The organism is Alitiscatomonas aceti, assembly GCF_025567195.1.
In the GTDB taxonomy this organism is placed as follows: domain Bacteria; phylum Bacillota; class Clostridia; order Lachnospirales; family Lachnospiraceae; genus Alitiscatomonas; species Alitiscatomonas aceti.
In genome coordinates this window covers 59,575-80,487 of the sequence record NZ_JAOQJF010000010.1, presented here as the reverse complement: position 1 = coordinate 80,487, position 20,913 = coordinate 59,575, and the positions used below count along the sequence as shown (strand labels likewise).

Here is a 20,913-nt window from a genome sequence, read left to right as displayed (position 1 = left end):
CATGATTTTTCTTTTCTAAGGGTTCTTTTTCACACCCACCACAATGGAGATCTCCACCGGTGCGTTTCCAGGTAAGGATGCCACCCCCACAGCAGCGCGGCTTCCGACTCCGGCCTCCCCTAACTCCTCGCAGAAATACTCCGAGGCCAGGTCTGCGATCTTCGACTGCTTTGTAAAGCCCTCCTCTGCATTCACATAAACGGTGACCGACAGGATCCCTGCGATCTCCTCGCCCTCCTCCAGCCGGTTCTTTGCCGCTGTCAGGGCGTTTCTTGCCGCCTGGCGCACCGCACCCCTGTAATCCTCAATGGCGTCTGCACAGAGGACCTTCCCCTCTTTTATGAGGACTCCATTATTTCTCGGAGTCATCCCCGCCGTGAATACCAGATTTCCAAACCGGACAGCCGGAACGTATTTCCCCTGGGGGATCGGATTTGCTTCTTTTCCCATTGTCTTTTCCTCCCTGTTTACTGTTTTCTGTACCGCTCCATGACTGCAAACAGCCGCTTCATGGCCGCTGCCGCCTTTTCCTTATCCTGTGAGAAATTGATGCGGAACTGATGGACATACTGGGGGCCGAACTCGGTTCCCGGCGTCACGATCACGTCCGCCAGCTCCCGGACGATGCGGATGAACTGGTGAAGGGACACATCCAGCTCCGGGATCGTCACAAACAGATAGCTTCCGCCCTCTGTGGGCTTTGCCGAAACGCCCGGCACCTCCCGGATCACCTCCATGACCGCGTCCCGGATCTCTTTGTGAGCCCTGACCCTGGCCTCCAGCCACCCATCCGGCTCATGAAACCAGGTCAGGAATACTGCCTGGTTATAGCCGCTGCACCGCAGGGCCATGATGGCCTGGAGCTTTTCCATCCGTTCAATGATCTCTGCTGTTCCAAAGGCCGCTCCCAGGCGAAATCCGCTTAAGGATTCTGTTTTGGACGGCCCCAGGATCGTGATCAGGTTCTCCGGGATCTCCTTCTGGGCGCACAGATGGGTATAGGGAATGCCTGGATACACCTGGCGGGAGTACAGCTCATCCACGATCAGCGTCACTTCATATTTCTTTGCCAGAGCCGCGATCCCTGTGATCTCCTCATAGGAATAGACACAGCCCACCGGATTGTTGGGATTGGAGAATAAGAACAGCTTCACGCCGTCCTTAAACGCCTCCTCCAGGGATTCCAGGCTGATCCCGGCGCGTCCGCCCTCGTTCTCATACTCCAGGACCACCGGCACCATCTGCCCGCCGAAAAACTCCACCATCTTCCGGTTGGCAAAATAATCCGGCTCCACGATGGCCACCTTGTCTCCCGGCATGATATTGGCCCCCATGGCCAGGAACAGGGCTCCCTGGGTCCCCGGCGTCAGGATCAGGTTTTCCTCTGGATCGATGCTGGCCCCTGTAAAGCCAGAAAGACTGGCGGCCACATGGTCCAGGATCTTCTTTCTGCCCCGGTACGGCGTATACGCCTGGCTGCCGCCCTCTTCAAAGCCTTCCTTAAAAACATCAAAGCTCCCTGGCGTGGGCATATGAGCGTCCACATCCCCATGGGAAAAGTCAACTCTGGCCCCCAGAAGCTTCTCTCCCCGCAGGTCCAGGGCCTCCTTTTTTTGGAGTGCCTCCTGTCCCGGCGCATTGTCAATGCCCAGGCCGGCAAATTTTTCCTGAATCGTCATTCTGCAAACCTCCCATCCATTTCTTTTCTCCAGCATACCACCAGAAACGGACTCTGTCCAATACAGAGACCGTCATAAGCCTATGTCCGGATCCGCATGACTCCGCCCTGGACCGGCGCTCGGGAAAAAATGCGTCCTCTGCCCTCCCGGACTTGCACTGGCCGCAGTCCTCTGGTAAAATAAAAGGCCAGCGAAGGAGGTCTTTTATGTCCAAAACAAAAATCGACTGCGAACAGGCAGTCTGTCTCTCTCAAGAACTGTTCCACGCCCATTTTTCCGGAGAACCTGAAAAATGGTTTTCATACCTTTCCCCGGACAGCATTTATCTGGGCACCGGGGAACCGGCGTTATTCGGCAGAGACGCCATCCGGGCCCGTTTCAAGGATTTTTCCGGAATTCTCCTGGATATCCTGACCGAAGAATACCATCCCGTTCCGCTGGATTCTTCTTCTGCCCTGGTCTGCGGCCAGATCCTGGTCCAGAACCAGCGAAAGACTTTCTGCGTGATCACCCGCTTCACTCTGGTTTACCGGAACGCCGGAGGCAGGCTCCAGCTGTCCCATATCCACAATTCCTATGAGTATGTGCCCGCTGGGGAAACTCCCTCCCTGAAGCTGGACCTGAATACCTTGAAGTTCGTCCGCAGTCTGATCTTAAAACAGCATTCCGGAAAACGCATAGCAGTCCGCAGCGGAAACCAGACTATCTTCGTCGATCCCTATACAGTCCTGTACGTCCAGAGCCAGAATAAGCGGACCGAGCTCGTCTGCGCCGATCAGGTCATTTCCTGCAATAGCTCTTTAAGCGATCTCGCCCGGGAGCTTCCTGATATTTTTTATCCCCTGCACCGGGGATATTATGTAAACACCCTGTATATCACCGCCATCCGCCGCTTTGAGGCAGAGCTGATCTCTGGGGCCGTGCTCCCCATCCCGGCTCTGAATTATACAAAGATCCGGGATGATCTCCTGGACCGGATACAGATCAAGCCATAAGAGCGCCTGCACAGATCTTCTATGGCTGTCATAACAGGCGACAGGAGATCATAAGCCGACAGGCTTCGGCCCTCTGCCGCTCCATCCATCCCAGCTTTTCAGAAACTCCACAAACCCCCTCTGCCGCGCCGTCCGTTCTCCCCTCTGTCTTTGCAGGATCCGGATCGGTCTCGTCGTTTCCCGGCTGTCGATCCTGTAAAACCGCAGCTTTTCTGTTCCTCCGGCATAATACGGAAGCTCCTTCCGTATGAAGGCGGCCCCTTCTCCGGCGGCCGCCAGATAATAGGCGGTCATCATCTGGTCCAGCTCCATGACGATCCTGGGGGAAAAACCCGCCTCCCGGCAGAGCCTCATGCCCCGCTCCCGCATATCATTTCCCGGCTTCATAAATAAAAAACGCTCCTCCGCAAACCGCTCCAGAGGGACTCCCGGAACCTCGTTCCCACAGACCGGATCCAGGACATACGCCTCCAGCCCCCGGTTCACCGGAAAGCCTGCCGGGACCGCCAGGATGATGTTCTCCATTCTCAGCACCTCCGACTCCATATCCGGCGCAGTATCTCCATTGGCAGAGATCCCCAGCTCCGCCGCCCCGGCCCGGAGGAAATCCACCAGGTCCCGGTCATTGGCCTCCACCAGACGGATCTCCCAGTCCGGATACCGTTCCTTAAAGGCAGCGATCACCGGCGGCAGCCCGTAGGTACAGAAAAACGACGGAGCCGCCACCGTCAGACCAGGCCCGCCCTGCTGTCCGGCGGTCTCACAATACTGCTCCAGCTCCATACGGAGCTTCTGCATCTGCTCAAAATATTCCAGCACCTTCTGCCCCTGGGGCGTGGGCTTTAAAGGGATGGAGCTGCGGTCAAAGAGCGTCACCCCCAGGTTTCTTTCCACCTTCCGCACCACCCGGCTTAAGACCGGCTGGGATATAAAATGCTTTCTGGCGGCTCCGGAAAAGCTCTGCTCCTCATGGACCGCCATCACATATTCCATATCCCGGAATTCAACGGGCTCCATGGGATCCCTCTTTTCTCTGTTCCAGGATCTCTTCACAGATCTCCTCCGCAGTCCGGCCGTCTGTGGCCACAGCCGCGTCCGCCGCCGCCTCATACCTGGGCCTGCGTGCTTCCATCAGCTCTTTAATATAGGAAAGGTTCATATTTCCGTTGAGCACCGGCCGGTCTGCACTCCCCTTCACCCGGTCAAAGACCGTCTCCGGCTCCGCCGTTAAAAGGACGATCCTTCCGGCCGCCTTCATAAGGGCCACGTTTTCCTCCCGCAGGACAGTCCCTCCGCCGCAGGAGACCACCATGGGCTCCATATTCCCGATCTCCTTTATGAGCTCTGTCTCCAGATCCCGGAAATACTCTTCCCCATGGACCCGGAAGATCTCCGCTATCTCCATACCCTGGCGTTTTACGATCTCCTGGTCCATCTCCATCTGCTCTGCGCCGGTCATCCGGCACAGACAGGCCGCGCAGGTGCTCTTCCCGCAGCCCATGAAGCCGATCAAAAAAATATGCTGGTCCAATTTCATCTGTTTCTGCTCTTCCTTCACTATGATTTTCCGCCGTCCTGGCGGACCTTTTCCATGAGTATACCAGAGATCAGCCGCCGTTGCAATCTTCTCCCTCCGCTGATATAATAGCTTCATTAAATCTATCTGGAGGCTTTCTATGAAACATACCATCACCGGGCATACGGGCCTCATCTGCCTCCTTGGCAGCCCCTGTGCCCACAGTATTTCCCCCATGATGCACAATGCGGCCTTCGAGGCCCTGGACCTGGACTACCGCTACCTGGCCTTTGACGTAAACGAAGAGACCCTTCCCGCCGCCGTGGACGGTCTGAAGGCCATGAATGCCCGCGGCTTTAATCTGACCATGCCCGATAAAAACAGGATGGTGTCCCTCTGCGACCAACTTTCCTCCGCAGCCCGGCTCATAGGGGCTGTAAATACCGTCGTAAACGACAACGGCGTCCTCACCGGACACAATACCGACGGCGCAGGCTATATGCAGTCTGTAAAGGATGCGGGCTTTCAGATTTCCGGAGAAAAAATGACCCTCCTGGGAGCCGGAGGAGCTGCAACAGCCATTCTGGTCCAGGCGGCCCTGGACGGAGTACGGGAGATCTCCGTCTTTTTAAGGCCCTCCAGCCGCTTCTATGACCGGGCCAGGGAAACGGCAGAGGCGCTGAGGAAAAAGACCGGCTGCATTATCAGCCTCTGCGATTTTTCCGACCATGACCGGCTGCGCTCTGAACTGTCCCAGAGCCGGATCCTGACCAACGCCACCTCCCTGGGAATGGCCCCCAGCGAGGATGCCTGCCCCATTCCCGATGCATCCTTCCTGCCGGACGGCCTCATCGTCTCCGACATCATCTATAATCCAAAGGAGACCCGGCTCCTTTCCATGGCCCGGGCCAAAGGCCTCCCCGCCTTCAACGGATCCTATATGCTCCTCTATCAGGGAGCCGAGGCATTCCGTCTCTGGACCGGAAAAGAAATGCCTGTGGCTCTGATCAAAAATATGTTTTTCTCTTAAACAGCAGCGGAGCCGCTGCTTTATAGATGACTTCCCATCTATTTTGCAGCGGCCCCTTTTCTTTCAGAAAATCTCTTCCGCGCCAGGAACTCCTTCCGCCCCATGGCGTTCCAGGCAGGATATTTCTATTCCTGCTCTGCCACCTCTTTTGCCATGGAAAGCAGCTCCTCCGCACTCATACTCTCTTCAAACGTAAACAGGCAGTAGCTGATGTCCTCCTGTTCCCATGTCACTGCGGCAGAGGTCATGACCTCGACTTCATCGCTTCCGTAGGCCACGTTCAGCTTTCCTTCCTCCTGGAGCTTCTTCTCCTCCTCTGTGATCTCATAATCCGGCGGCACGAACTTATTGACCGTACTGGAATAGGAAAGCACGGTGCCGTCCTCCAGGGTCATGACCTGATCCGCAGAGCTTTCGTCCTGCATCCCCACAAAGAGGCGGCTTCCGGAAAGCTCCACGTCCTCCATCCCCTCCTTTTCATAGGTAAATGCCATGGACATGCCCTGGTCCAGACGGTTTTTCCCTTCATCCTGGGTCTCCTCATGCTTGGGGACTGCCTCCTTAAAGGTATATCCGTTGGAAAAGCCTTCCACAGATTTCACACGGCCATCATAGCCCTCCTGCATCTGTACCGCCTGATCATAATCCCTTACGATCTCATTGCGGCTGCTTCCAGACAGGATAAACGCCGGACGCCCTACGGCAACGGCAGTCATGGTCCCAAGGATACAGATGGCGGCTGCTGCAACTGCTGTTTTTTTCCAATTCCTATGTTTCATATTTTTTTCCTCCTCAATGGCTTCAAAAACTCTTGTACGGATCCTCTGGTCTGCCAGGGAGCCGCCGATTTCCTCTGACTTCTTATTTAAAGTCTCTTTTAAATTTTTTTCTAAGATAAGATCGTCCATGTGGCGCCTCCTTTTTGATCCTGTTTCGTCAGGGCTTCCTTTAGTCTGGCCTTTCCGTGAAAAAGACGCGATTTGACGGTCCCCTCCAGACATCCGCAGGCTGCGGCTATCTCCTTTATGGTCATCTCATTATAATAATAAAGGATGATCACGGTCCGCTGCTTCACCGGCAGCCTTAAGATCTCCCGGTAAAGGGCCTGCTCCTCCTCCTTCAGTATCACGCGGCTTAAAAGCCCGCCCGGAGCCTCTTTTTCCTCCGGATACACTTCCTCTGCAGGCTGTTCCCGTCTGGCCTTCCGGCAGACCCTCCAGGCCGTCCGGGACAGGGTCTTATAGAACCAGCCCTTAAAGGCCTCCGGGTCCCGGATCTGCTTCCGGTTGATATAGCAGGATGTAAAGGTCTCCTGTACGATATCCTCGCTGTCAGCATAGTTTCCAGAGATCAGGTACGCAGCTCTCAGAGCCTGTTTCTGATATATTTCCATTAAACCGGCAAACGCGTCTTTATCGCCGGATATCATTTTTCTTACCAGCTCTGCTTCTTCCATCCGCCTGCTCCTCCTTCCCTCTTATTTGGTGCACCTGCTATATAGAGGACTGAAGCCGTCAAAAGGTTCAAAAAAATATAAAACAGAAAAAGGAAACCGGAGTCTTCCCCCGGCTTCCCATAAAATTCTCCGCTTATGCGTTCAGATAGTCGATGGCCGTCTGGGCTAAAAGCGCGGCCCCTCTCCATAAAATATCCTCGTCCACGTCAAACCGGCTGTTGTGGAGCGGCCATGGAGTCTTTCCCTCCTGGGCGGTTCCCAGCCATACGAACGCTCCTTCCTTCTCCCTCAGATAGAAGGAAAAGTCCTCGGCGGGCATGGCGGGATTCTTAACATCCACCACATCCTCTTCTCCAAATAAGGACACAGCCGTCTTTTTGATTAGGGCCGCATCCCTTTCGTGATTGACCAGGGCCGGATATCCCCGTCCGTATACGATATCCGCTGTGGCCCCGGACTGGAGGCAGATGGCGTCCAGGAGCTTTCTCATGGAATCCTCGATCATATCCCTGGTGTTCTCGTTGAGGGTCCTTACGGTCCCGTCCAGAACACACTCTCCGGCAATGATGTTATACCTGGTTCCCGCATTGAAGATCCCGAATGTGACCACCGCATTATCCAGAGGATCCACCTTCCGGCTGACGATGGACTGGGCCGCCATAACAAACTGGGCTCCCAGGACCACCGCGTCAATGCCCTGGTCCGGCTTTGCTCCATGGGCCGTCTTTCCATGGATCGTAATGGTAAAGTGGTCGGTGGCAGCCATTAAGGGACCTGCCTTTACTCCCACCTTTCCATGGGGAAGGTCCGGCCATACATGAAGTCCGTAGACCGCCTTCGCGTCATCCAGATATCCGGACTCCAGCATCCCTCTGGAGCCGCCCACGGGAGACAACTCCTCTGCCGGCTGGAACACCAGCTTTACAGTACCATGGATCTGGTCCCGCCGCTCTAAAAGGAGCTTTGCCGCTCCCAAAAGCCCGGTCATATGGTTATCATGGCCGCAGGCGTGCATGACGCCGTCGTTTCTGGATCTGTACTCCGTCTCATTCATCTCCTGGATCTGCAAAGCGTCCATATCTGCCCGGAGAGCCACCACGCCGCCTTCCGAAGCGCCCTTGATCACGCCGATGACGCCATGGCCTCCCACATGCTCGATCACCTGGTCGCAGCCCATTTCCTTTAAATAAGCAGCCACCTTTTTAGCCGTTTCCTCCTCTTTTCCGGAAAGCTCCGGATATTCATGGAAATCCCTGCGGATCTTTATAAGCTCCGGCAGCAGCGCTTTTGCGGATTCTGTCATCGTACCCATGCCATCCCCTCCTTATTAAAAAGGGAGGGCCCCAGTGGCCCGGCCGCTGGAGTTCCCTCCCATTTATGGTTTTCTGTTTTTAGAACTTGTTCGCTGCAAACTTTGCATCTTTCCCGTCAACAACGGCGCAGATGTCGTTGGCAACGGTCTCGCAGCAGCGGATCACAGACTGCTCTGTGGTAGCTGCAGTATGCGGTGTCAGGATCACATTGTCAAGGCTGTATAACGGGCTGTCCAACGGCAGCGGCTCTTTCTCTGTTACGTCAAGACCTGCACAGGTGATCACATTCTCCTGCATAGCCTGGATCAGCTCTGCCTCGTTTACGACCTCGCCGCGGCTGGCGTTGATGAAGGAAGCCGTCGGTTTCATCAGCTTAAATTCTCTCATACCAATGCTGTGCTCTGTCTCCGGAGTCAGCGGAGTATGGAGGCTCACAAAATCTGCCTGCTTAAATACTTCATCCTGGCTCTCCACAAGTGTGATCAGGTCGCCCAGCTGCTCCTGCTTTAAGAACGGATCATAACCGATCACATTCATGCCAAAACCACATTTTGCGATGGTGGCTAACATACGTCCGATACGGCCGCAGCCCACAAGACCCAGGGTCTTTCCCTGAAGCTCATAGGTATTGGTCAGGCCGAAACGTACCTTGTAGTTTCCAGAACGGAACTGTCTGTCTACATAATTATAGCGGCGTGCGCATGCCAGCATTAAGAATGCGGCCTGCTCAGCAACGGACTGGGCATTCTGGCCCGGTGCGTATACCACGTGGATCTTTCTTTCTGTGGCTGCTGCAATGTCGATATTATCGAGGCCTGCGCCCTGTTTGCCGATGACCTTTAAATTGGGGCCGGCGGCGTCCATCATCGCTGCGGTAATGGGCTCTGTACGGCACATGATTGCTTCCGGCTTTAATGCCTTTAATTCCTCAATGTAGCCAGCCTCGTCGAAAAAGTGGTTTGTTACAACGGCTTTTCCACCCGCTGCTTCAAAGATCTTTGTTGCAACGTCGCTGATCTGAACGGTGTAAAAAACTGTAAATGCCATTTCCAATACTTCCTTCCTATTTGTACATCGTATTGATATTAACGGATTTCGGGTTCTGATCTCTCGCCCCCGCCGGTACCAGAGGTTTACAAGCCTCTGCTGCCAGGAATATATAAGGGGCCGCCGCGGGCATATTTACCCGTAACAGCCCCCAATATTTCAGTTGGATTCAGTTAAGACACTCAACGGACTGCTAGCAAATTACCAGGCAATACCCTGAGCCATCATAGCGTCAGCTACCTTCTGGAAGCCAACCAGGTTAGCACCTGCAACCAGGTTGTAGCCTAAGCCGTATCTCTCAGCTACTTCTGCAGATCCATCATGGATACCAGTCATGATCTGATGTAACTTGGAGTCAACTTCCTCAGCTGTCCAGGAGTATCTCTCGGAGTTCTGGCTCATCTCAAGACCAGATACAAGAACGCCGCCTGCGTTTACAGCCTTGGACGGAGCAACAACCATATTCGGCTGGCTCATTAAGTACTTAAGAGCATCGTTTGTTGTCGGCATATTGGCAACCTCGATGTAGTACTTAAGACCGTTGGCAACCATCTTCTCAGCCTCTGCCATGTGAACGTCGTTCTGCATAGCTGCCGGCATAACGATGTCAACCTTCTGACCGAACGGCTTCTCACCCGGGAAGAACTGTACGCCAAACTTGTCAGCGTAGTCCTGAACACGGTTGCGTCCGGATGCTCTCATTTCCAGCATGTAGTTGATCTTCTCTTCTGTTACAACTCCGTCGGGATCGTAGATGTATCCGTCCGGACCAGACAGTGTAACTGCCTTTGCGCCTAACTCAGCAAGCTTCTTACAGATACCCCATGCAACGTTACCGAAGCCGGATACTGCAACTGTCTTGCCAGCCAGTGTATCGTTCTCGTGTTTCATAACAGCTTCTACGTAGTAAACAGCGCCGTAACCAGTAGCCTCCGGACGGATCACGGAACCACCGAAGGAACGTCCCTTACCTGTAATCGTGCCGTTCTCGAATGCACCGCGGATCTTACGGTACTGGCCATACAGATAGCCGATCTCACGAGCGCCTACGCCAAGGTCACCAGCCGGGATATCTACATCCGGACCAATGTGACGGTATAACTCAGTCATGAAGGACTGACAGAATCTCATAACCTCTGCATCGCTCTTACCGTTGGGGTCAAAGTCAGAACCACCCTTTGCACCGCCCATGGGGAGTGTTGTAAGGCTGTTTTTGAATGTCTGCTCGAAACCTAAGAATTTCATGATAGACAGATTTACGGACGGAGCGAAACGTAAGCCTCCCTTGTACGGTCCAATTGCGCCGTTGAACTGTACACGGTAGCCGCGGTTAACATGTGTCTGGCCATTATCATCAACCCACGGAACACGGAATTCGATGGTTCTCTCCGGCTCTACCATTCTCTCAAGAAGGGCAACTTTTTCATATTCCGGATGAGCGTCAACGATCGGTGCTAAGGTTCCTAACACTTCCTCAACAGTCTGAAGGAATTCCGGCTCGTTTGCGTTTTTCTCTTTAACTTCCGCCAATACTCTGTCAATATACTTGCTCATTTCGCAAATACCTCCTTAAAATTTGGATTACTTAACCCCTGTGCTCTGCACAAAATAAGAGACTCGGAATACATAAAGGCTTTTATGAGACACTTGCGTCCCAATTAAGGTTATAAAAGAGCCACTCCGGGAGGATATTTCCATCTTTTGTCCCTACTGTTCAGAAAAAATATGTAATATCCAGCAGTTCTGCGGAGTTTCGAGGATATCGCTACCCTTGTCCATTCCGTTTCCCCTCCGTATCATCCGTTTCCCTCGGCGGAAAGTAAACAGCAGAAAAGCTCTTTTATTTCGGACTTATGCATTTCACGTCTTTTATTTGTCTTCATTTTAACATACGCTTTTGACATTGTCAAGAATCTGTGATACGATTTTACTGCAAAGCGATTTATCGACATAACTGTCATTAAAAGACTTTTTGCACCTCAGAAAGGAGCGTTTCCATGATCACCATCAGCATCGTAAGCCCACAGAAATCCATGGATCTCATCGACCGTGCCATTGCAATGAAGGATTTCGGCTGTCTCTTCCATAAATATGTGTATGACCGCCTGGAGGAGATCGAGGATATTTACGAACAGTGCAAGGATTCCTGCGACGTTATGTTCTTCTCCGGGGAGCTGGGCTATTCCTACATGCTGACCCATGTACCGGATATCAAGGTCCCCTGTACCCTGATCTCCTATGAGGATAAGCACATCCTGTCCATCCTTTTAAACTTTGTGGTGCGGTATCCTCATATCCCGCTGACCCGGGTCTACATTGATTTCCTGACGCCTGTCAACGATTATATGAACCTGAAGCAGTATCTGGCCCCCGCCCACATGCCTTACCTGTTTGAAAATCCCGTATACAATTATGAGACCTTAAAGGAACGGGCCGAGGAGCTGTGGAAAGGCGGAAAAATCGATATCATGCTGACCCGGACCACCAACCAGCTCAACGTGCTCAATAAGCTGAAGATCCCATACATCCATATCCTGCCCACAGAGGAGATGATCCGTGACTCCATAAAGAGCGCGGTCAATGCCATCCGCCTGAAGCAGCAGAGCCAGGACACAAAGCTCATCGTCCTGGTGAAGCTGATCTATCCGGAGCACATCACCTCCCAGGACCGGGAGTATCTGGAGATCACCCTGCACAAATATCTTCTGGACTTCCGCCGGGAATACCATTATGACTTTGCCATCCGCTCCGTATCCAACCGGTTTGAGCTGGACATGGACACGGATCTTTATAAGAAGAGCTTCGACCGGATCCAGGATCTGATCTCCTATCTGGACCAGAAGGGAGACCTGGAATTCCGCCTGGGCGCCGGCTTCGGGAACTCCCTGGGGGAGAGCCATTACCAGGCGGAAAAGGCCCTCCAGGAGGCCATCCGTTACGGAAAGAACGACGGGTTCATTATCCACGGAGATGAAAATGTCCTCACCGGCCCACTCTCTCTTACCAGGAATTTAAATTACAGCTACTCCAATACCAAGGCTCTGGCCTACTCCCAGAAAAACGGCATCAATGAGAGCAATCTTCTGAGGATCGTGGGCCTGTTCCAGATGGACAATGATGCCGTGGTCACCGCCGCCTCCCTGTCCCAGCTTTTGAACATCACCAGCCGCAGTTGCAACCGGATCCTGCAGCAGCTCCTGGACTCCGGTCTCATTGAAGAGATCGAACCCCTCCGCCAGGAGGGAAAGGGGCGGCCCACAAGACAATACCGTTTCTTAAAAGAACAGTTCATCGATGCCTTTTTCTAAAATGCAGGCTGCCCTGGAAGGCGCGCTTTCTAAATGGAGGCCAGCTCCCGTCCCAGGGCCCTGCACTGCTCCAGGGCGTCCTCGTCCGGCGCTTCGTTGGCGATGACACCCTCTCTTCCCACAAGGACGGCTCCAGCCGCTTTCATCCTCTCCTCCCAGTCCCGCATCCACTGGCCGTCTCCCCAGCCGTAGGAGCCGAACAGACCGATCCTCTTTCCCTGGGCAAAGCCCTCCACTTCCATCACAAAGGGCTCCATCTCCCCCTCCTCCAGCACCTCAGCCCCCATGGCCGGGCAGCCCATGGCAAATACCTGCGCCTCTCTCAGGCTGTCCATGGACACCTCCGAAATATGACGCACATCCGCCTTTTTCCCGGCGATTTCCACGCCTTCTCCCACAGCCTCTGCCATGGCCTTTGTATTTCCTGTCTGTGTCCAGTACGCGATGATGATCATATCCATTGATTCTTCCTCCTGTGATTTATGATGTATATTTTATAATGTCCCGGATCCCGGTCCCGTTTCCCGCCATACGGATGGCCGCCTCCCTGGCCCTGTCGTATCCGTCAAAGATCCTTCTTGCCCTGGCGGGGTCCTTATAGACCTTCCAGTAGCCGGAACAGAGGAAATTTTTTCCTCCGTTTTCGATAAAGCCGGACACATCCTCGGGCGGATATCCCAGAAGGAGACCGATCTCATGGGGGAAGTCTCCCCTGCCGTCCATATGGCGCTGATATCGGTCCGAAAGCCTGGACAGGATCTCCGGAAGCTCCATGCCCCTGTATCCAAAGGAATCCAAAAGCCTCCGCACCTTTCCCACCGAAAGGAAGCGCTTCAGCCTCTGCTCCCTGTATAGGAAAACAGAGATCCGGCCATTCTTTTTATAGAGGATCCGGCTGGAGACCGGCGTCGCTTCAAACATGGAAGCCACCTCCCTCTGCTGCCCTTCCCGGACATGGAGGAGGTTGGACATTTTGATCCCCGTAAGGAGCGGAGCGCACTGGAGCACTGCCTGGGTCTCAGCCCCCTCCAGATCCATTTGCGTCATAATGTGAAAAGCTTCCTCGCTCATGAGTCTCTCCTCCCTCCTTAAACGCTGTGATTCTCCAGGATCTCTGTAAGGGCGCTCTTACTGCTGGTGTGGCAGCGGACGACGCTGGTCCTGGCCTCGTCGATCCCATCCAGTACGCTGCGGATCATTTTATGGGACACCGTGCTGGTAAACAGGATCAGAAGATCGGGACATCCGATCTGTTTATCCAGTCCGGTCCGCATCTGGGTAAATACCTTCGCCTTCCACTGATGGTCCTCGCAGATTTCCTTATACTGCCTGACCATCCGGTCATGGCCTCCAACGATCACAACGCTCATATCCATTCTCCTTCCCGGTCTGTGATTTTTATTTTAGTTAGCTCTATCTAACCTATGCTTATAAGTTAGCGCTTGCTAACCTTTTTGTCAAGCTTTTTCAATTTGACCCACGGATCTTCCTATGCTATACTGGTCATAAAAGATGCCGGGCGGACGGCTTTTGGTCTCCGGTATCACTGCAAAATGTTTTTGGGGGTGCTCGTTTGAAAATACAGGAATCAGCAGAAAATTATCTGGAGACCATACTGGTCCTCAGTCTGGATAAGCCATACGTCCGTTCCATCGATATCGCCAATGAGCTTGGATTTTCCAAGCCCAGCGTCAGCGTGGCCATGAAGAATCTCCGCAACAGCGGCCATATCCGCGTGGACGAAAACGGCCACATTACCCTGGCTCCCACTGGAAAAAAGATTGCGGAAATGATCTATGAGCGTCACAGGATCCTGTCCCAGTGGCTGGAATCCCTGGGCGTCAGCAGAGAGACTGCCTCCGAGGATGCCTGCCGGATCGAGCATGTCATCAGCGAGGAGAGCTTTGCCGCCATTAAGGACCATTTAAAGCAGACGTCCGTATAAAGAGCAGGGCAGGAAATGGGATCCATTGGGATCCCATAAACACATTTTAGGTAAGACCCACGAAAAAACCGCTGAAGCCTTACGGCCTCAGCGATTTCTCTTTAAAGATCTTTTTGCAGCTTTCTCCTATCTTTCCCTCTTCATCCGAAGGACCTTTCCATTCTTAACTCCCGTAAACTCGCCATTCTTTACCGCGGTCTTTCCGTTTACGATGACGTATTCGATCCCGTTATTTTTGCGGAACGGATGGTCGTAATCGGCATTGGCCCAGACATTCTTATAATCAAAGACCGTAATGTCTGCGTTGAGCCCCTCTTTCAGCTTACCGATCATGGGAAGTCCGTAGACCTCTGACGGCATTCCGGTCAGACGGTAAACGGCATCCTCCAGCGTCCAGAGGCCGTTGTCCCGGATCAGCTCCAGGCGGCGGGCCATGGTTCCCATGGCTCTCGGATGACTTCCATACTTCTTCTCACGATCCACCACCGCTCCATAATCGCTCCAGTCGCTGCCGCACATCACCCAAGGCTGGCTCATGAAGTTTAAGAGGTCGCTGTCGTTCTGGGAAAAATAAATGCCCTGGACAATGCCGTCGTTGGCCGCCAGCAGGTCGATGCAGGCGTCGAAGGGAGTCTTTCCCTGTTCCTCTGCCAGCTGCGCCAGAGTCTTTCCAATATGTTCCTTTGTTTTATATGCGCCGGCGATCAGACAGCCCTCATAGCCCGCAGAGTAGATGTTGCTCTCAAACTCATGGGCCTCATGGAAGATGGACCACTCCGCCTGCTTTCTCAGCTCTGCGCTCTCTGCCAGACAGCGCAGTCCCTCGGCCTTTCCTGCGGTCAGATATTTGGGCGGGATCTGGGAGATCAGCGGGGCGGAGCCTCCGGTGAACGGATACTGGTCGGCGGTGATGGTCATTCCGGCCTTCTGGTTTTCTTCAATATACCGGATGATGTCCCGGCTGTTTCCCTCGTTCTGACGGCCGATGACCTTGATATGGGAAATATTCACGGGGATCCCGCTTTCCCGGCCGATGACCAGGGCCTCCTCGATGGATTCCTTCAGCTGGTTTCCTTCCCCGCGGATATGGGTGGTGTATACGCCGCCGTACTCATGGGCCACCTTGGCGATCTCCACCAGCTCATGGGTGCCTGCAAACACCGACGGCGTGTATACAAGGCCTGTGGAAAAGCCCAGACAGCCGCATTCCATGGCCTCCCGCATCAGACTGCGCATCTGTTCCAGCTGTTCCTCATTTGGAGTTCCGTCGCCAAAGCCCATGACCTTGCCGCGGATGGGGCCCTGGCCTGCAAAAAACGCCAGGTTTGCGCCGTGGGGGATGCTGTCCACATATGCAAAGTAAGAAGTATAGCTTTCGCAGATCCTCTCATATTCTTCCCTGGAGATCCCATGGGACGGATCAAACTCCCCATAATACGGAGCCGCCATAGAACCGCACTGGCCTGCCAGCTCCGTGGTGGCCCCATCCTCCAGATGGTTGTAGCCTGTGGTCTCCGGGCTGAAGACCGTACCGTCCGAATGGGTATGGGTATCGATAAAGCCAGGAGCCACCACCAGTCCCGTGGCATCGATCACCGTCTCCGCCTCTTCTGCAATTCCCGGAGCGATCCTGGCGATCTTCCCGTCCTTCACAGCCACATCCGCCTGGAAACGGGGCGCTCCCGTTCCATCCACTACGGTTCCGTTTTTGATTAAAAGATCATACATACCTTTTTCTCCTTTTTATTTATGTTATTTTTTACTTTCTTCCACTTTCCCCGCCAGCTTTTCCGCCGCTGCAGCCATCTGCCATTTTGACGGCTCCCAGCCAAACCGGATCTCCAGAATCCTGTCCTCATAAAATACCAGATATTCGTTGAGATAACCGCCGCTCCAGTATACCCGGTAGGCGTCCAGGGCCTTCCACGGCGCCGGATCCACCAGCTCATAGTGGTCTGCCATGACCACCATCTGGTCAGCCACCACGTCCTGCCGCTCCCAGAGCAGCCGTTTCTTTAAAAAGCCGTATAAAAAGCCCGCCTTTACCTCCGTCACCTCATAGCGGAGATCCGGGACCGACCGGTCCTCTGTCAGGGGCTTCTGGCTGTATTCCGTATGGGCCAGGAATATCGTCTCCGCCCGGCTCGCCATAGTGGACCATTGATCGCAGCCCGCATCCCTCAGATCCTTCATTTCCAGGGGAATGGGATCGTCATAGACCTCCATCTCCCAGCCGCCTTTGTCATAGGTCCCCACAGGCCTGCTCCGCTTCGTGATCCCCACAGAAGATATCATGACCGTCAAGGCTGCCACAAAGCAGGAGGACATGATCACTGTCAGACCAATGGTAAAAAAGAGATTCTTTTTCCGGGAGGCCCCACGTTTTTTCATACGCTCCCGGATATATATGACAGCTCCCGTCATGGCCAGGATCCCGCCCAGGACCACCGCCAGCCAGGCTAATCCCCATGGACCGCCGCTCATCTGGCAAAGGATCAGTCCGCTGAGAAAAAGAGCCAGTAGAGCCAGAGCCAGGGACAGCCTCCGGTTCCCCCGGATCCCGTAAAACCTGCCATTTTCCGCCTCTTTCTCCGCCCGCCTTGTCCAGGCCAGGAACCCCCAGAGCTCGCATAAAACAGCACAGAGGACCAGGAACCAGACCGGGATCATATACGCGGTGGCCGGTCTTGAAAGGAAGCGCACCGGGGATTCCCAAAGCTGCCAGCCCAGCATCATAAGCTGCATCACGCTCAGTCCCGCCAGCAGAAGCTGGCCTGGAAGCATCCCCTTTTTCATGGCCGCCCGGACGGTCTCCACCTGGATCACCGGATCAGTTTCAATGGGCACCGGATCTTTTTGCTCATTATAAAAGATCTGCATCTGGCCCCAGCGGGCCGCCAGGATCCAGCCGTCTCTTTTACACAGCTCCTCCAACTGTATCTGGCCCTCGGTGGGGCTTGGATCGAACTCTGAAGCCTTGGGAAAATAGACCACGTTCACTGCCAGCCTCTTTGGTTCGATCCGCCGGTATTTCCAGAAATACGGCCCCGGCTGTTCCACCAGCCATCCCTTTTCCGCCATACAGGCCGCCCGGTCTTCAATGGCTGCCTTATCATAAAAAGCCAGGTTTTCCAGCTGTCTCTTTCTGTCCTTCATGCCAGCGCCTCCTTTCCCGTCATGGGGCCCTCCCAGCCTGTGTCCAGAACCTCCCGTTCCGCCTTTCTGTTCCCGAATATCTCCTGGTAATCCCGGGCCTGAGCGCAGATCCTTTCATATTCCCGGCCCAGCCGCTCCCTTCCCGCGTCAGTGAGGAGATAGCTTCTCCGTCTCCCCTCCACCTTTGTCTCCCGGATCATCCCGGCCTCTGAGAACTGCTCCAGCAGGTTATAAAGCGTTCCGGAGCCCACGGTCACCCGGCCTCCGGTCATGGACGGCACCCGGTCCAGGATATCCGTCCCGCAGCACTCCTCATCCAGGCAGAGAAGGACGTAAAACATCTGCTCTGTCAGCGTGTGGAATTTTTCTCTCGCCATGCCATCCCTCCTTTATATGTGGATCTTGTCTCCGTTCATAACCTCGATCATCGAGTATCTGTAATTTTATTGTATACTCGATAATCGAGGTTGTCAACAAAAAATCCTGATATGGATTTACAATAAATCAGCCAAAGACAATGTTTTCAGATCTGGGAGCCGTAGTTTTGTGACAAATCTTCTATTGTGCAAAAGATTTGGTCCTGGTGGTCATTACGAAGTTAAAGTACAGGGAAAAAGCTATGGGGGAACAGACCGATAAAAACGACGTTTTACCAGCGCAGACAGGAAAAGTAGAATGATATTGATCGAGAAACCGGAAAAAGTGCGCTATACCGGCAATGCAGAAAATCAGAGCGCATAAGGGCGGCGGACCCTCCTCTGTCCTTTTTTATGATCCATCCGCCGGATGCGATGTCTGCTTTGAAAAAAGGGGCTCTGGCCCAACAGCCAGAACCCCCTCTGTTTTTTCACCTTACGGTGATCCCAATCTTATTTATATCCTTTCTCGTGCAGAGCAGCCTGCGCCGTACATACCTTGTGTATATAACGATGTACATTTTGAATTAGAGCTGTCCGGGCAGCTCACCGACGCAGGCTGCCCGGAAAAGGGATGGTGTGCCCCTCCTCATCAGCAAAAGGACCAAAGTGTAATTTACTATCCATAGAGCAGGTCGTGTACTTCCTCTGACCGGCTAAATTCAGAAAGGCAACTGTGGGCTGCGGAGAAAAGTCCAAGCACCAGGCAAAGCGGGAATCAGACAGTGGTGTAACCTGTGAAACAAAGAGATCAATGAAATCCTCGCTTACCAGACCGTCATGCATTTCAACTGCCTCGCACAACGCTGCTTCAATGGCTTCCATATCCAGGCGTCCGGGATTGTAGTCCTCTGAAGCAATTTGAGCTTTGCTCTGACGAAGGGCCTCCATCTGCTGCTGAATTTCTATGGTCCGCTGGAGGAACTTATCCTGCTCAATCTCTCCACGGGCACGGACTACAACCAAGTCATCCAGCTGTTGTTGGAGCAACTGAACAGAATCATCTTTCGCTTTCATCAAATCTGCTCGACGATCTGCGTCTGGCTTGTAGCAAGCATCCAGCATTTTGCAGGTCTGGAGGACGATTTCTTTTTGGTCTCCCCATACCCTCTCAAATATTTTGGAGGCCATCAGTTCCAGTTTGCTTTGTCCAACCGGCTTGATCTCACAGATAGGTGTTGGATTGCCTTGTTCATTCTGAAGGCGGATGCGGGGGGTATCATGGTGTCGCTTGCATTCATATCCATAGATAGGCTTTCCTGCATTATTGGTTCTCCAACAATGTCGAAGCATGGGAGAACCACAACGACACCTCATTTTTCTGCCCCACACATTCTGAGCCTGCTGAATACCAAAACTCCGTGTACGGCCTTTCTCATCAGTCAGCCGTTTGGTCCTACTGCGACGAATGGCGTTACACCGCTCGTACTGTTCCTCCGAGATAATCTGAGGGAAGCCACCTTTTACATAGACAAACTCGCTCTCGTCACGCTTGATTCTCTTTTGCTCCAAATAGTTATTGGAATAGGACTGACAGTAAACTGTGTACCCCAGATAGTTTTTTCGCTTGATGATCTTTGATACTTTTCCAGCATCCCACTTGACCTTACCTACTCCGTTTTTGCGTCCAAGGCGGGTTAGCTCTTTTGCTACTAAGGTTTCTCCCATGCCGGAATCATAGAGGTCAAAAATCATTTTTACAGTTTCCGCCTGATCGGGATCAATTTCAAACTGCTTGGTGAGTTTGTTCCTGGTATATCCGAAAATGTTCCCGTTTCCATAGAGGACTCCTTTTTCGCGGCTGACCCGTTGTCCTGCAAGAGAGCGTTCACTGATTTTGCGGCTCTCTTCCTGTGCCATAGTAGCCATAATGGTCAGCCGCAACTCGCCATCACCGTCAAGAGTCCAAATGTTATCATTCACAAAATAGACTTCAATCCCTATGGCGGCGAGTTGGCGAACACAGACCAATGCATCTACCGTATTTCTGGCAAAGCGGCAGACCTCGCGAGTGACAATCAAATCGAATTTTTGCTGTTTGGCATCCTCCATCATCCGCATAAAGGCATCCCGCTTATAGACCTGAGTTCCGGTAATGCCTTGGTCGATGTAGCGGTTGATAACATTCCATTGAGGATGAAATCGAGCAACATCATCATACCACTGCATCTGATTTTGCAAGGCTTTGACCTGGGCCTCGTGTTCTGTTGAGGCACGGCCATATATGACTGCCCGACAGGGTTTGTCCCGAAAAGATCGAGATAATGAGTACGGAGACATATTGTACATAGCATCTTCCTCCTTTAGTGTTCCTGATTTCTTCTGACAAAACGAGAATACTCAAAAAATCTTTAATCTGCAATGATATGGACGCTGGGCTGACATCCTTGACAACCCAGCGCAAAAAACCTACTTGTTCTGATAGGTTCGTTTCACATTAAAATAGGTTGCTTCGTTGATAAGTCCCTTTTTGTAGAGCATATCAATCAACTTTAAGCACACATAAGTGCGGTCAATAATTGTTTCATTCATGGCTCATATCCTCCGGTAAGTGATACTGTTGTGGTAATGCTGCAAGCCGGATCTTTTGAAGTGTCAACGCCGTAAGACTGGATAATGTATAGTATTCGACAGGGCTGAGTGCAGACGCCTTGTTGTCCGCCGCGCGAGCTGCCATTGTATCAATGCTGCGGCGAAGTTTAGCTAATTCATCAATCAGAGCTACATAGTCTGCTGGAGGGAGTTCAACAGGACGAACTCCTTTAATTAAACTGCGGATATATGCGCCTCTGGATGACGCACCTACACGACGAACTTGATTATCCAGGTCTGCCAAATCATCTTCCGTGAATCGTACATAGGCTATTTTGGTTGCACAGACATCTTTCTTGTTCATAACCTCGCCTCATTTCCTGAATGACGGCGTGTCGATTTACGAGGAGTAATGATATAGTCATATCCATTGCGGACCCCGCAATAAGTACAGGTATCTTTTACAAGTTGATAGCGATCCACGCGCTGAATCCTTATGGTTGGAACATTATAAAAAGCA

At 53.0% G+C, this 20,913-nt stretch carries 21 protein-coding genes; 4 read left to right on the top strand and 17 right to left on the bottom strand.

What is annotated here, in order from left to right:
• Positions 1-15 precede the first annotated feature (15 nt).
• A complete protein-coding gene (locus tag OCV69_RS07150) occupies positions 16-450 on the bottom strand; it encodes a RidA family protein (protein WP_158358455.1) in 435 nt (144 codons plus the stop codon).
• Positions 451-467: 17 nt separating this feature from the next.
• Positions 468-1,679 (bottom strand): pyridoxal phosphate-dependent aminotransferase, encoded by a 1,212-nt coding sequence (locus tag OCV69_RS07145; RefSeq protein ID WP_158358454.1) that lies wholly within the window; start codon positions 1,677-1,679, stop codon positions 468-470.
• 206 nt (positions 1,680-1,885) lie between these two features.
• Between OCV69_RS07145 and OCV69_RS07140 the strand changes: the two genes are divergently transcribed.
• Positions 1,886-2,674: a LytTR family transcriptional regulator gene (locus OCV69_RS07140; protein ID WP_158358453.1), complete on the top strand. Its 789-nt coding sequence runs from the start codon at positions 1,886-1,888 to the stop codon at positions 2,672-2,674.
• Positions 2,675-2,722: 48 nt separating this feature from the next.
• Here OCV69_RS07140 and OCV69_RS07135 read toward each other — a convergent pair whose 3' ends face one another.
• Together OCV69_RS07135 and OCV69_RS07130 are read right to left on the bottom strand one after the other, a co-directional pair.
• The gene (locus OCV69_RS07135; protein ID WP_158358452.1) at positions 2,723-3,691 is read right to left on the bottom strand and encodes a LysR family transcriptional regulator; all 969 of its coding nucleotides are present in this window, start codon (positions 3,689-3,691) and stop codon (positions 2,723-2,725) included.
• On the bottom strand, positions 3,678-4,211 hold the full coding sequence (locus tag OCV69_RS07130) for a shikimate kinase (protein ID WP_158358451.1): 534 nt from the start codon (positions 4,209-4,211) through the stop codon (positions 3,678-3,680). The genes OCV69_RS07135 and OCV69_RS07130 overlap by 14 nt, the downstream gene beginning before the upstream one ends.
• 139 nt (positions 4,212-4,350) lie before the next feature.
• On the opposite strand from OCV69_RS07130, the gene aroE reads away from it, so the two are divergent.
• Positions 4,351-5,220, top strand: coding sequence for a shikimate dehydrogenase (gene aroE / locus OCV69_RS07125; RefSeq protein ID WP_158358450.1), 870 nt, complete (start codon positions 4,351-4,353; stop codon positions 5,218-5,220).
• A 125-nt stretch (positions 5,221-5,345) separates the two neighbouring features.
• On the opposite strand, the gene OCV69_RS07120 is transcribed toward aroE, so the two are convergent.
• From OCV69_RS07120 to gdhA, 5 genes are all read right to left on the bottom strand, one after another.
• A complete protein-coding gene (locus tag OCV69_RS07120) occupies positions 5,346-6,128 on the bottom strand; it encodes a DUF4179 domain-containing protein (RefSeq protein ID WP_158358449.1) in 783 nt (260 codons plus the stop codon).
• Entirely contained in the window at positions 6,110-6,676 is a 567-nt protein-coding gene (locus tag OCV69_RS07115) for an RNA polymerase sigma factor (RefSeq protein ID WP_022273204.1), read from the bottom strand. The genes OCV69_RS07120 and OCV69_RS07115 overlap by 19 nt, the downstream gene beginning before the upstream one ends.
• A gap of 133 nt (positions 6,677-6,809) precedes the next feature.
• Positions 6,810-7,988 carry a M20 metallopeptidase family protein gene (locus OCV69_RS07110; protein ID WP_158358448.1) on the bottom strand — a complete coding sequence of 393 codons (1,179 nt, stop codon included), beginning with the start codon at positions 7,986-7,988 and terminating at the stop codon, positions 6,810-6,812.
• A 79-nt stretch (positions 7,989-8,067) separates the two neighbouring features.
• Positions 8,068-9,036: a hydroxyacid dehydrogenase gene (locus tag OCV69_RS07105; protein ID WP_158358447.1), complete on the bottom strand. Its 969-nt coding sequence runs from the start codon at positions 9,034-9,036 to the stop codon at positions 8,068-8,070.
• 201 nt (positions 9,037-9,237) lie between these two features.
• Positions 9,238-10,590 (bottom strand): NADP-specific glutamate dehydrogenase, encoded by a 1,353-nt coding sequence (gene gdhA / locus OCV69_RS07100; protein WP_158358446.1) that lies wholly within the window; start codon positions 10,588-10,590, stop codon positions 9,238-9,240.
• Positions 10,591-11,033: 443 nt separating this feature from the next.
• On the opposite strand from gdhA, the gene OCV69_RS07095 reads away from it, so the two are divergent.
• Complete coding sequence (locus OCV69_RS07095) at positions 11,034-12,344, top strand: helix-turn-helix domain-containing protein (protein WP_022273208.1); 1,311 nt, start codon at positions 11,034-11,036, stop codon at positions 12,342-12,344.
• A 29-nt stretch (positions 12,345-12,373) separates the two neighbouring features.
• On the opposite strand, the gene OCV69_RS07090 is transcribed toward OCV69_RS07095, so the two are convergent.
• Genes OCV69_RS07090 through OCV69_RS07080 form a run of 3 tightly spaced genes read right to left on the bottom strand, consistent with a single transcriptional unit; the run spans position 12,374 to position 13,714 of the window.
• Complete coding sequence (locus OCV69_RS07090; protein ID WP_158358445.1) at positions 12,374-12,805, bottom strand: flavodoxin; 432 nt, start codon at positions 12,803-12,805, stop codon at positions 12,374-12,376.
• Between the two features lie 19 nt (positions 12,806-12,824).
• Positions 12,825-13,415: a DUF3793 family protein gene (locus OCV69_RS07085; protein ID WP_158358444.1), complete on the bottom strand. Its 591-nt coding sequence runs from the start codon at positions 13,413-13,415 to the stop codon at positions 12,825-12,827.
• Between the two features lie 17 nt (positions 13,416-13,432).
• Positions 13,433-13,714, bottom strand: coding sequence for a DUF2325 domain-containing protein (locus OCV69_RS07080; protein WP_022273211.1), 282 nt, complete (start codon positions 13,712-13,714; stop codon positions 13,433-13,435).
• A 203-nt stretch (positions 13,715-13,917) separates the two neighbouring features.
• Between OCV69_RS07080 and OCV69_RS07075 the strand changes: the two genes are divergently transcribed.
• A complete protein-coding gene (locus OCV69_RS07075; RefSeq protein WP_158358443.1) occupies positions 13,918-14,289 on the top strand; it encodes a metal-dependent transcriptional regulator in 372 nt (123 codons plus the stop codon).
• Positions 14,290-14,415: 126 nt separating this feature from the next.
• On the opposite strand, the gene OCV69_RS07070 is transcribed toward OCV69_RS07075, so the two are convergent.
• The 5 genes from OCV69_RS07070 to OCV69_RS07050 all read right to left on the bottom strand — a co-directional run bounded on the left by OCV69_RS07070 (position 14,416) and on the right by OCV69_RS07050 (position 20,757).
• Positions 14,416-16,017: an N-acyl-D-amino-acid deacylase family protein gene (locus OCV69_RS07070; RefSeq protein ID WP_158358442.1), complete on the bottom strand. Its 1,602-nt coding sequence runs from the start codon at positions 16,015-16,017 to the stop codon at positions 14,416-14,418.
• Between the two features lie 24 nt (positions 16,018-16,041).
• Positions 16,042-17,445, bottom strand: coding sequence for a DUF2812 domain-containing protein (locus tag OCV69_RS07065; RefSeq protein ID WP_158358441.1), 1,404 nt, complete (start codon positions 17,443-17,445; stop codon positions 16,042-16,044).
• Positions 17,442-17,822, bottom strand: a complete 381-nt coding sequence (locus OCV69_RS07060; protein ID WP_022273215.1) for a PadR family transcriptional regulator — start codon at positions 17,820-17,822, stop codon at positions 17,442-17,444. The genes OCV69_RS07065 and OCV69_RS07060 overlap by 4 nt, the downstream gene beginning before the upstream one ends.
• A gap of 585 nt (positions 17,823-18,407) precedes the next feature.
• Positions 18,408-20,150, bottom strand: coding sequence for a recombinase family protein (locus tag OCV69_RS07055; protein WP_154042338.1), 1,743 nt, complete (start codon positions 20,148-20,150; stop codon positions 18,408-18,410).
• A 235-nt stretch (positions 20,151-20,385) separates the two neighbouring features.
• The gene (locus tag OCV69_RS07050; RefSeq protein ID WP_154042339.1) at positions 20,386-20,757 is read right to left on the bottom strand and encodes a hypothetical protein; all 372 of its coding nucleotides are present in this window, start codon (positions 20,755-20,757) and stop codon (positions 20,386-20,388) included.
• Between the last annotated feature and the right edge of the window lie 156 nt (positions 20,758-20,913).

Coding starts and splice junctions, on each gene's coding strand:
- OCV69_RS07150 (WP_158358455.1), bottom strand. CDS start 450: ATGGGAAAAGAAGCAAATCCGATCCCCCAGGGGAAATACGTTCCGGCT.
- OCV69_RS07145 (WP_158358454.1), bottom strand. CDS start 1,679: ATGACGATTCAGGAAAAATTTGCCGGCCTGGGCATTGACAATGCGCCG.
- OCV69_RS07140 (WP_158358453.1), top strand. CDS start 1,886: ATGTCCAAAACAAAAATCGACTGCGAACAGGCAGTCTGTCTCTCTCAA.
- OCV69_RS07135 (WP_158358452.1), bottom strand. CDS start 3,691: ATGGAGCCCGTTGAATTCCGGGATATGGAATATGTGATGGCGGTCCAT.
- OCV69_RS07130 (WP_158358451.1), bottom strand. CDS start 4,211: ATGAAATTGGACCAGCATATTTTTTTGATCGGCTTCATGGGCTGCGGG.
- aroE (WP_158358450.1), top strand. CDS start 4,351: ATGAAACATACCATCACCGGGCATACGGGCCTCATCTGCCTCCTTGGC.
- OCV69_RS07120 (WP_158358449.1), bottom strand. CDS start 6,128: ATGGACGATCTTATCTTAGAAAAAAATTTAAAAGAGACTTTAAATAAG.
- OCV69_RS07115 (WP_022273204.1), bottom strand. CDS start 6,676: ATGGAAGAAGCAGAGCTGGTAAGAAAAATGATATCCGGCGATAAAGAC.
- OCV69_RS07110 (WP_158358448.1), bottom strand. CDS start 7,988: ATGGGTACGATGACAGAATCCGCAAAAGCGCTGCTGCCGGAGCTTATA.
- OCV69_RS07105 (WP_158358447.1), bottom strand. CDS start 9,036: ATGGCATTTACAGTTTTTTACACCGTTCAGATCAGCGACGTTGCAACA.
- gdhA (WP_158358446.1), bottom strand. CDS start 10,590: ATGAGCAAGTATATTGACAGAGTATTGGCGGAAGTTAAAGAGAAAAAC.
- OCV69_RS07095 (WP_022273208.1), top strand. CDS start 11,034: ATGATCACCATCAGCATCGTAAGCCCACAGAAATCCATGGATCTCATC.
- OCV69_RS07090 (WP_158358445.1), bottom strand. CDS start 12,805: ATGGATATGATCATCATCGCGTACTGGACACAGACAGGAAATACAAAG.
- OCV69_RS07085 (WP_158358444.1), bottom strand. CDS start 13,415: ATGAGCGAGGAAGCTTTTCACATTATGACGCAAATGGATCTGGAGGGG.
- OCV69_RS07080 (WP_022273211.1), bottom strand. CDS start 13,714: ATGAGCGTTGTGATCGTTGGAGGCCATGACCGGATGGTCAGGCAGTAT.
- OCV69_RS07070 (WP_158358442.1), bottom strand. CDS start 16,017: ATGTATGATCTTTTAATCAAAAACGGAACCGTAGTGGATGGAACGGGA.
- OCV69_RS07065 (WP_158358441.1), bottom strand. CDS start 17,445: ATGAAGGACAGAAAGAGACAGCTGGAAAACCTGGCTTTTTATGATAAG.
- OCV69_RS07060 (WP_022273215.1), bottom strand. CDS start 17,822: ATGGCGAGAGAAAAATTCCACACGCTGACAGAGCAGATGTTTTACGTC.
- OCV69_RS07055 (WP_154042338.1), bottom strand. CDS start 20,150: ATGTACAATATGTCTCCGTACTCATTATCTCGATCTTTTCGGGACAAA.
- OCV69_RS07050 (WP_154042339.1), bottom strand. CDS start 20,757: ATGAACAAGAAAGATGTCTGTGCAACCAAAATAGCCTATGTACGATTC.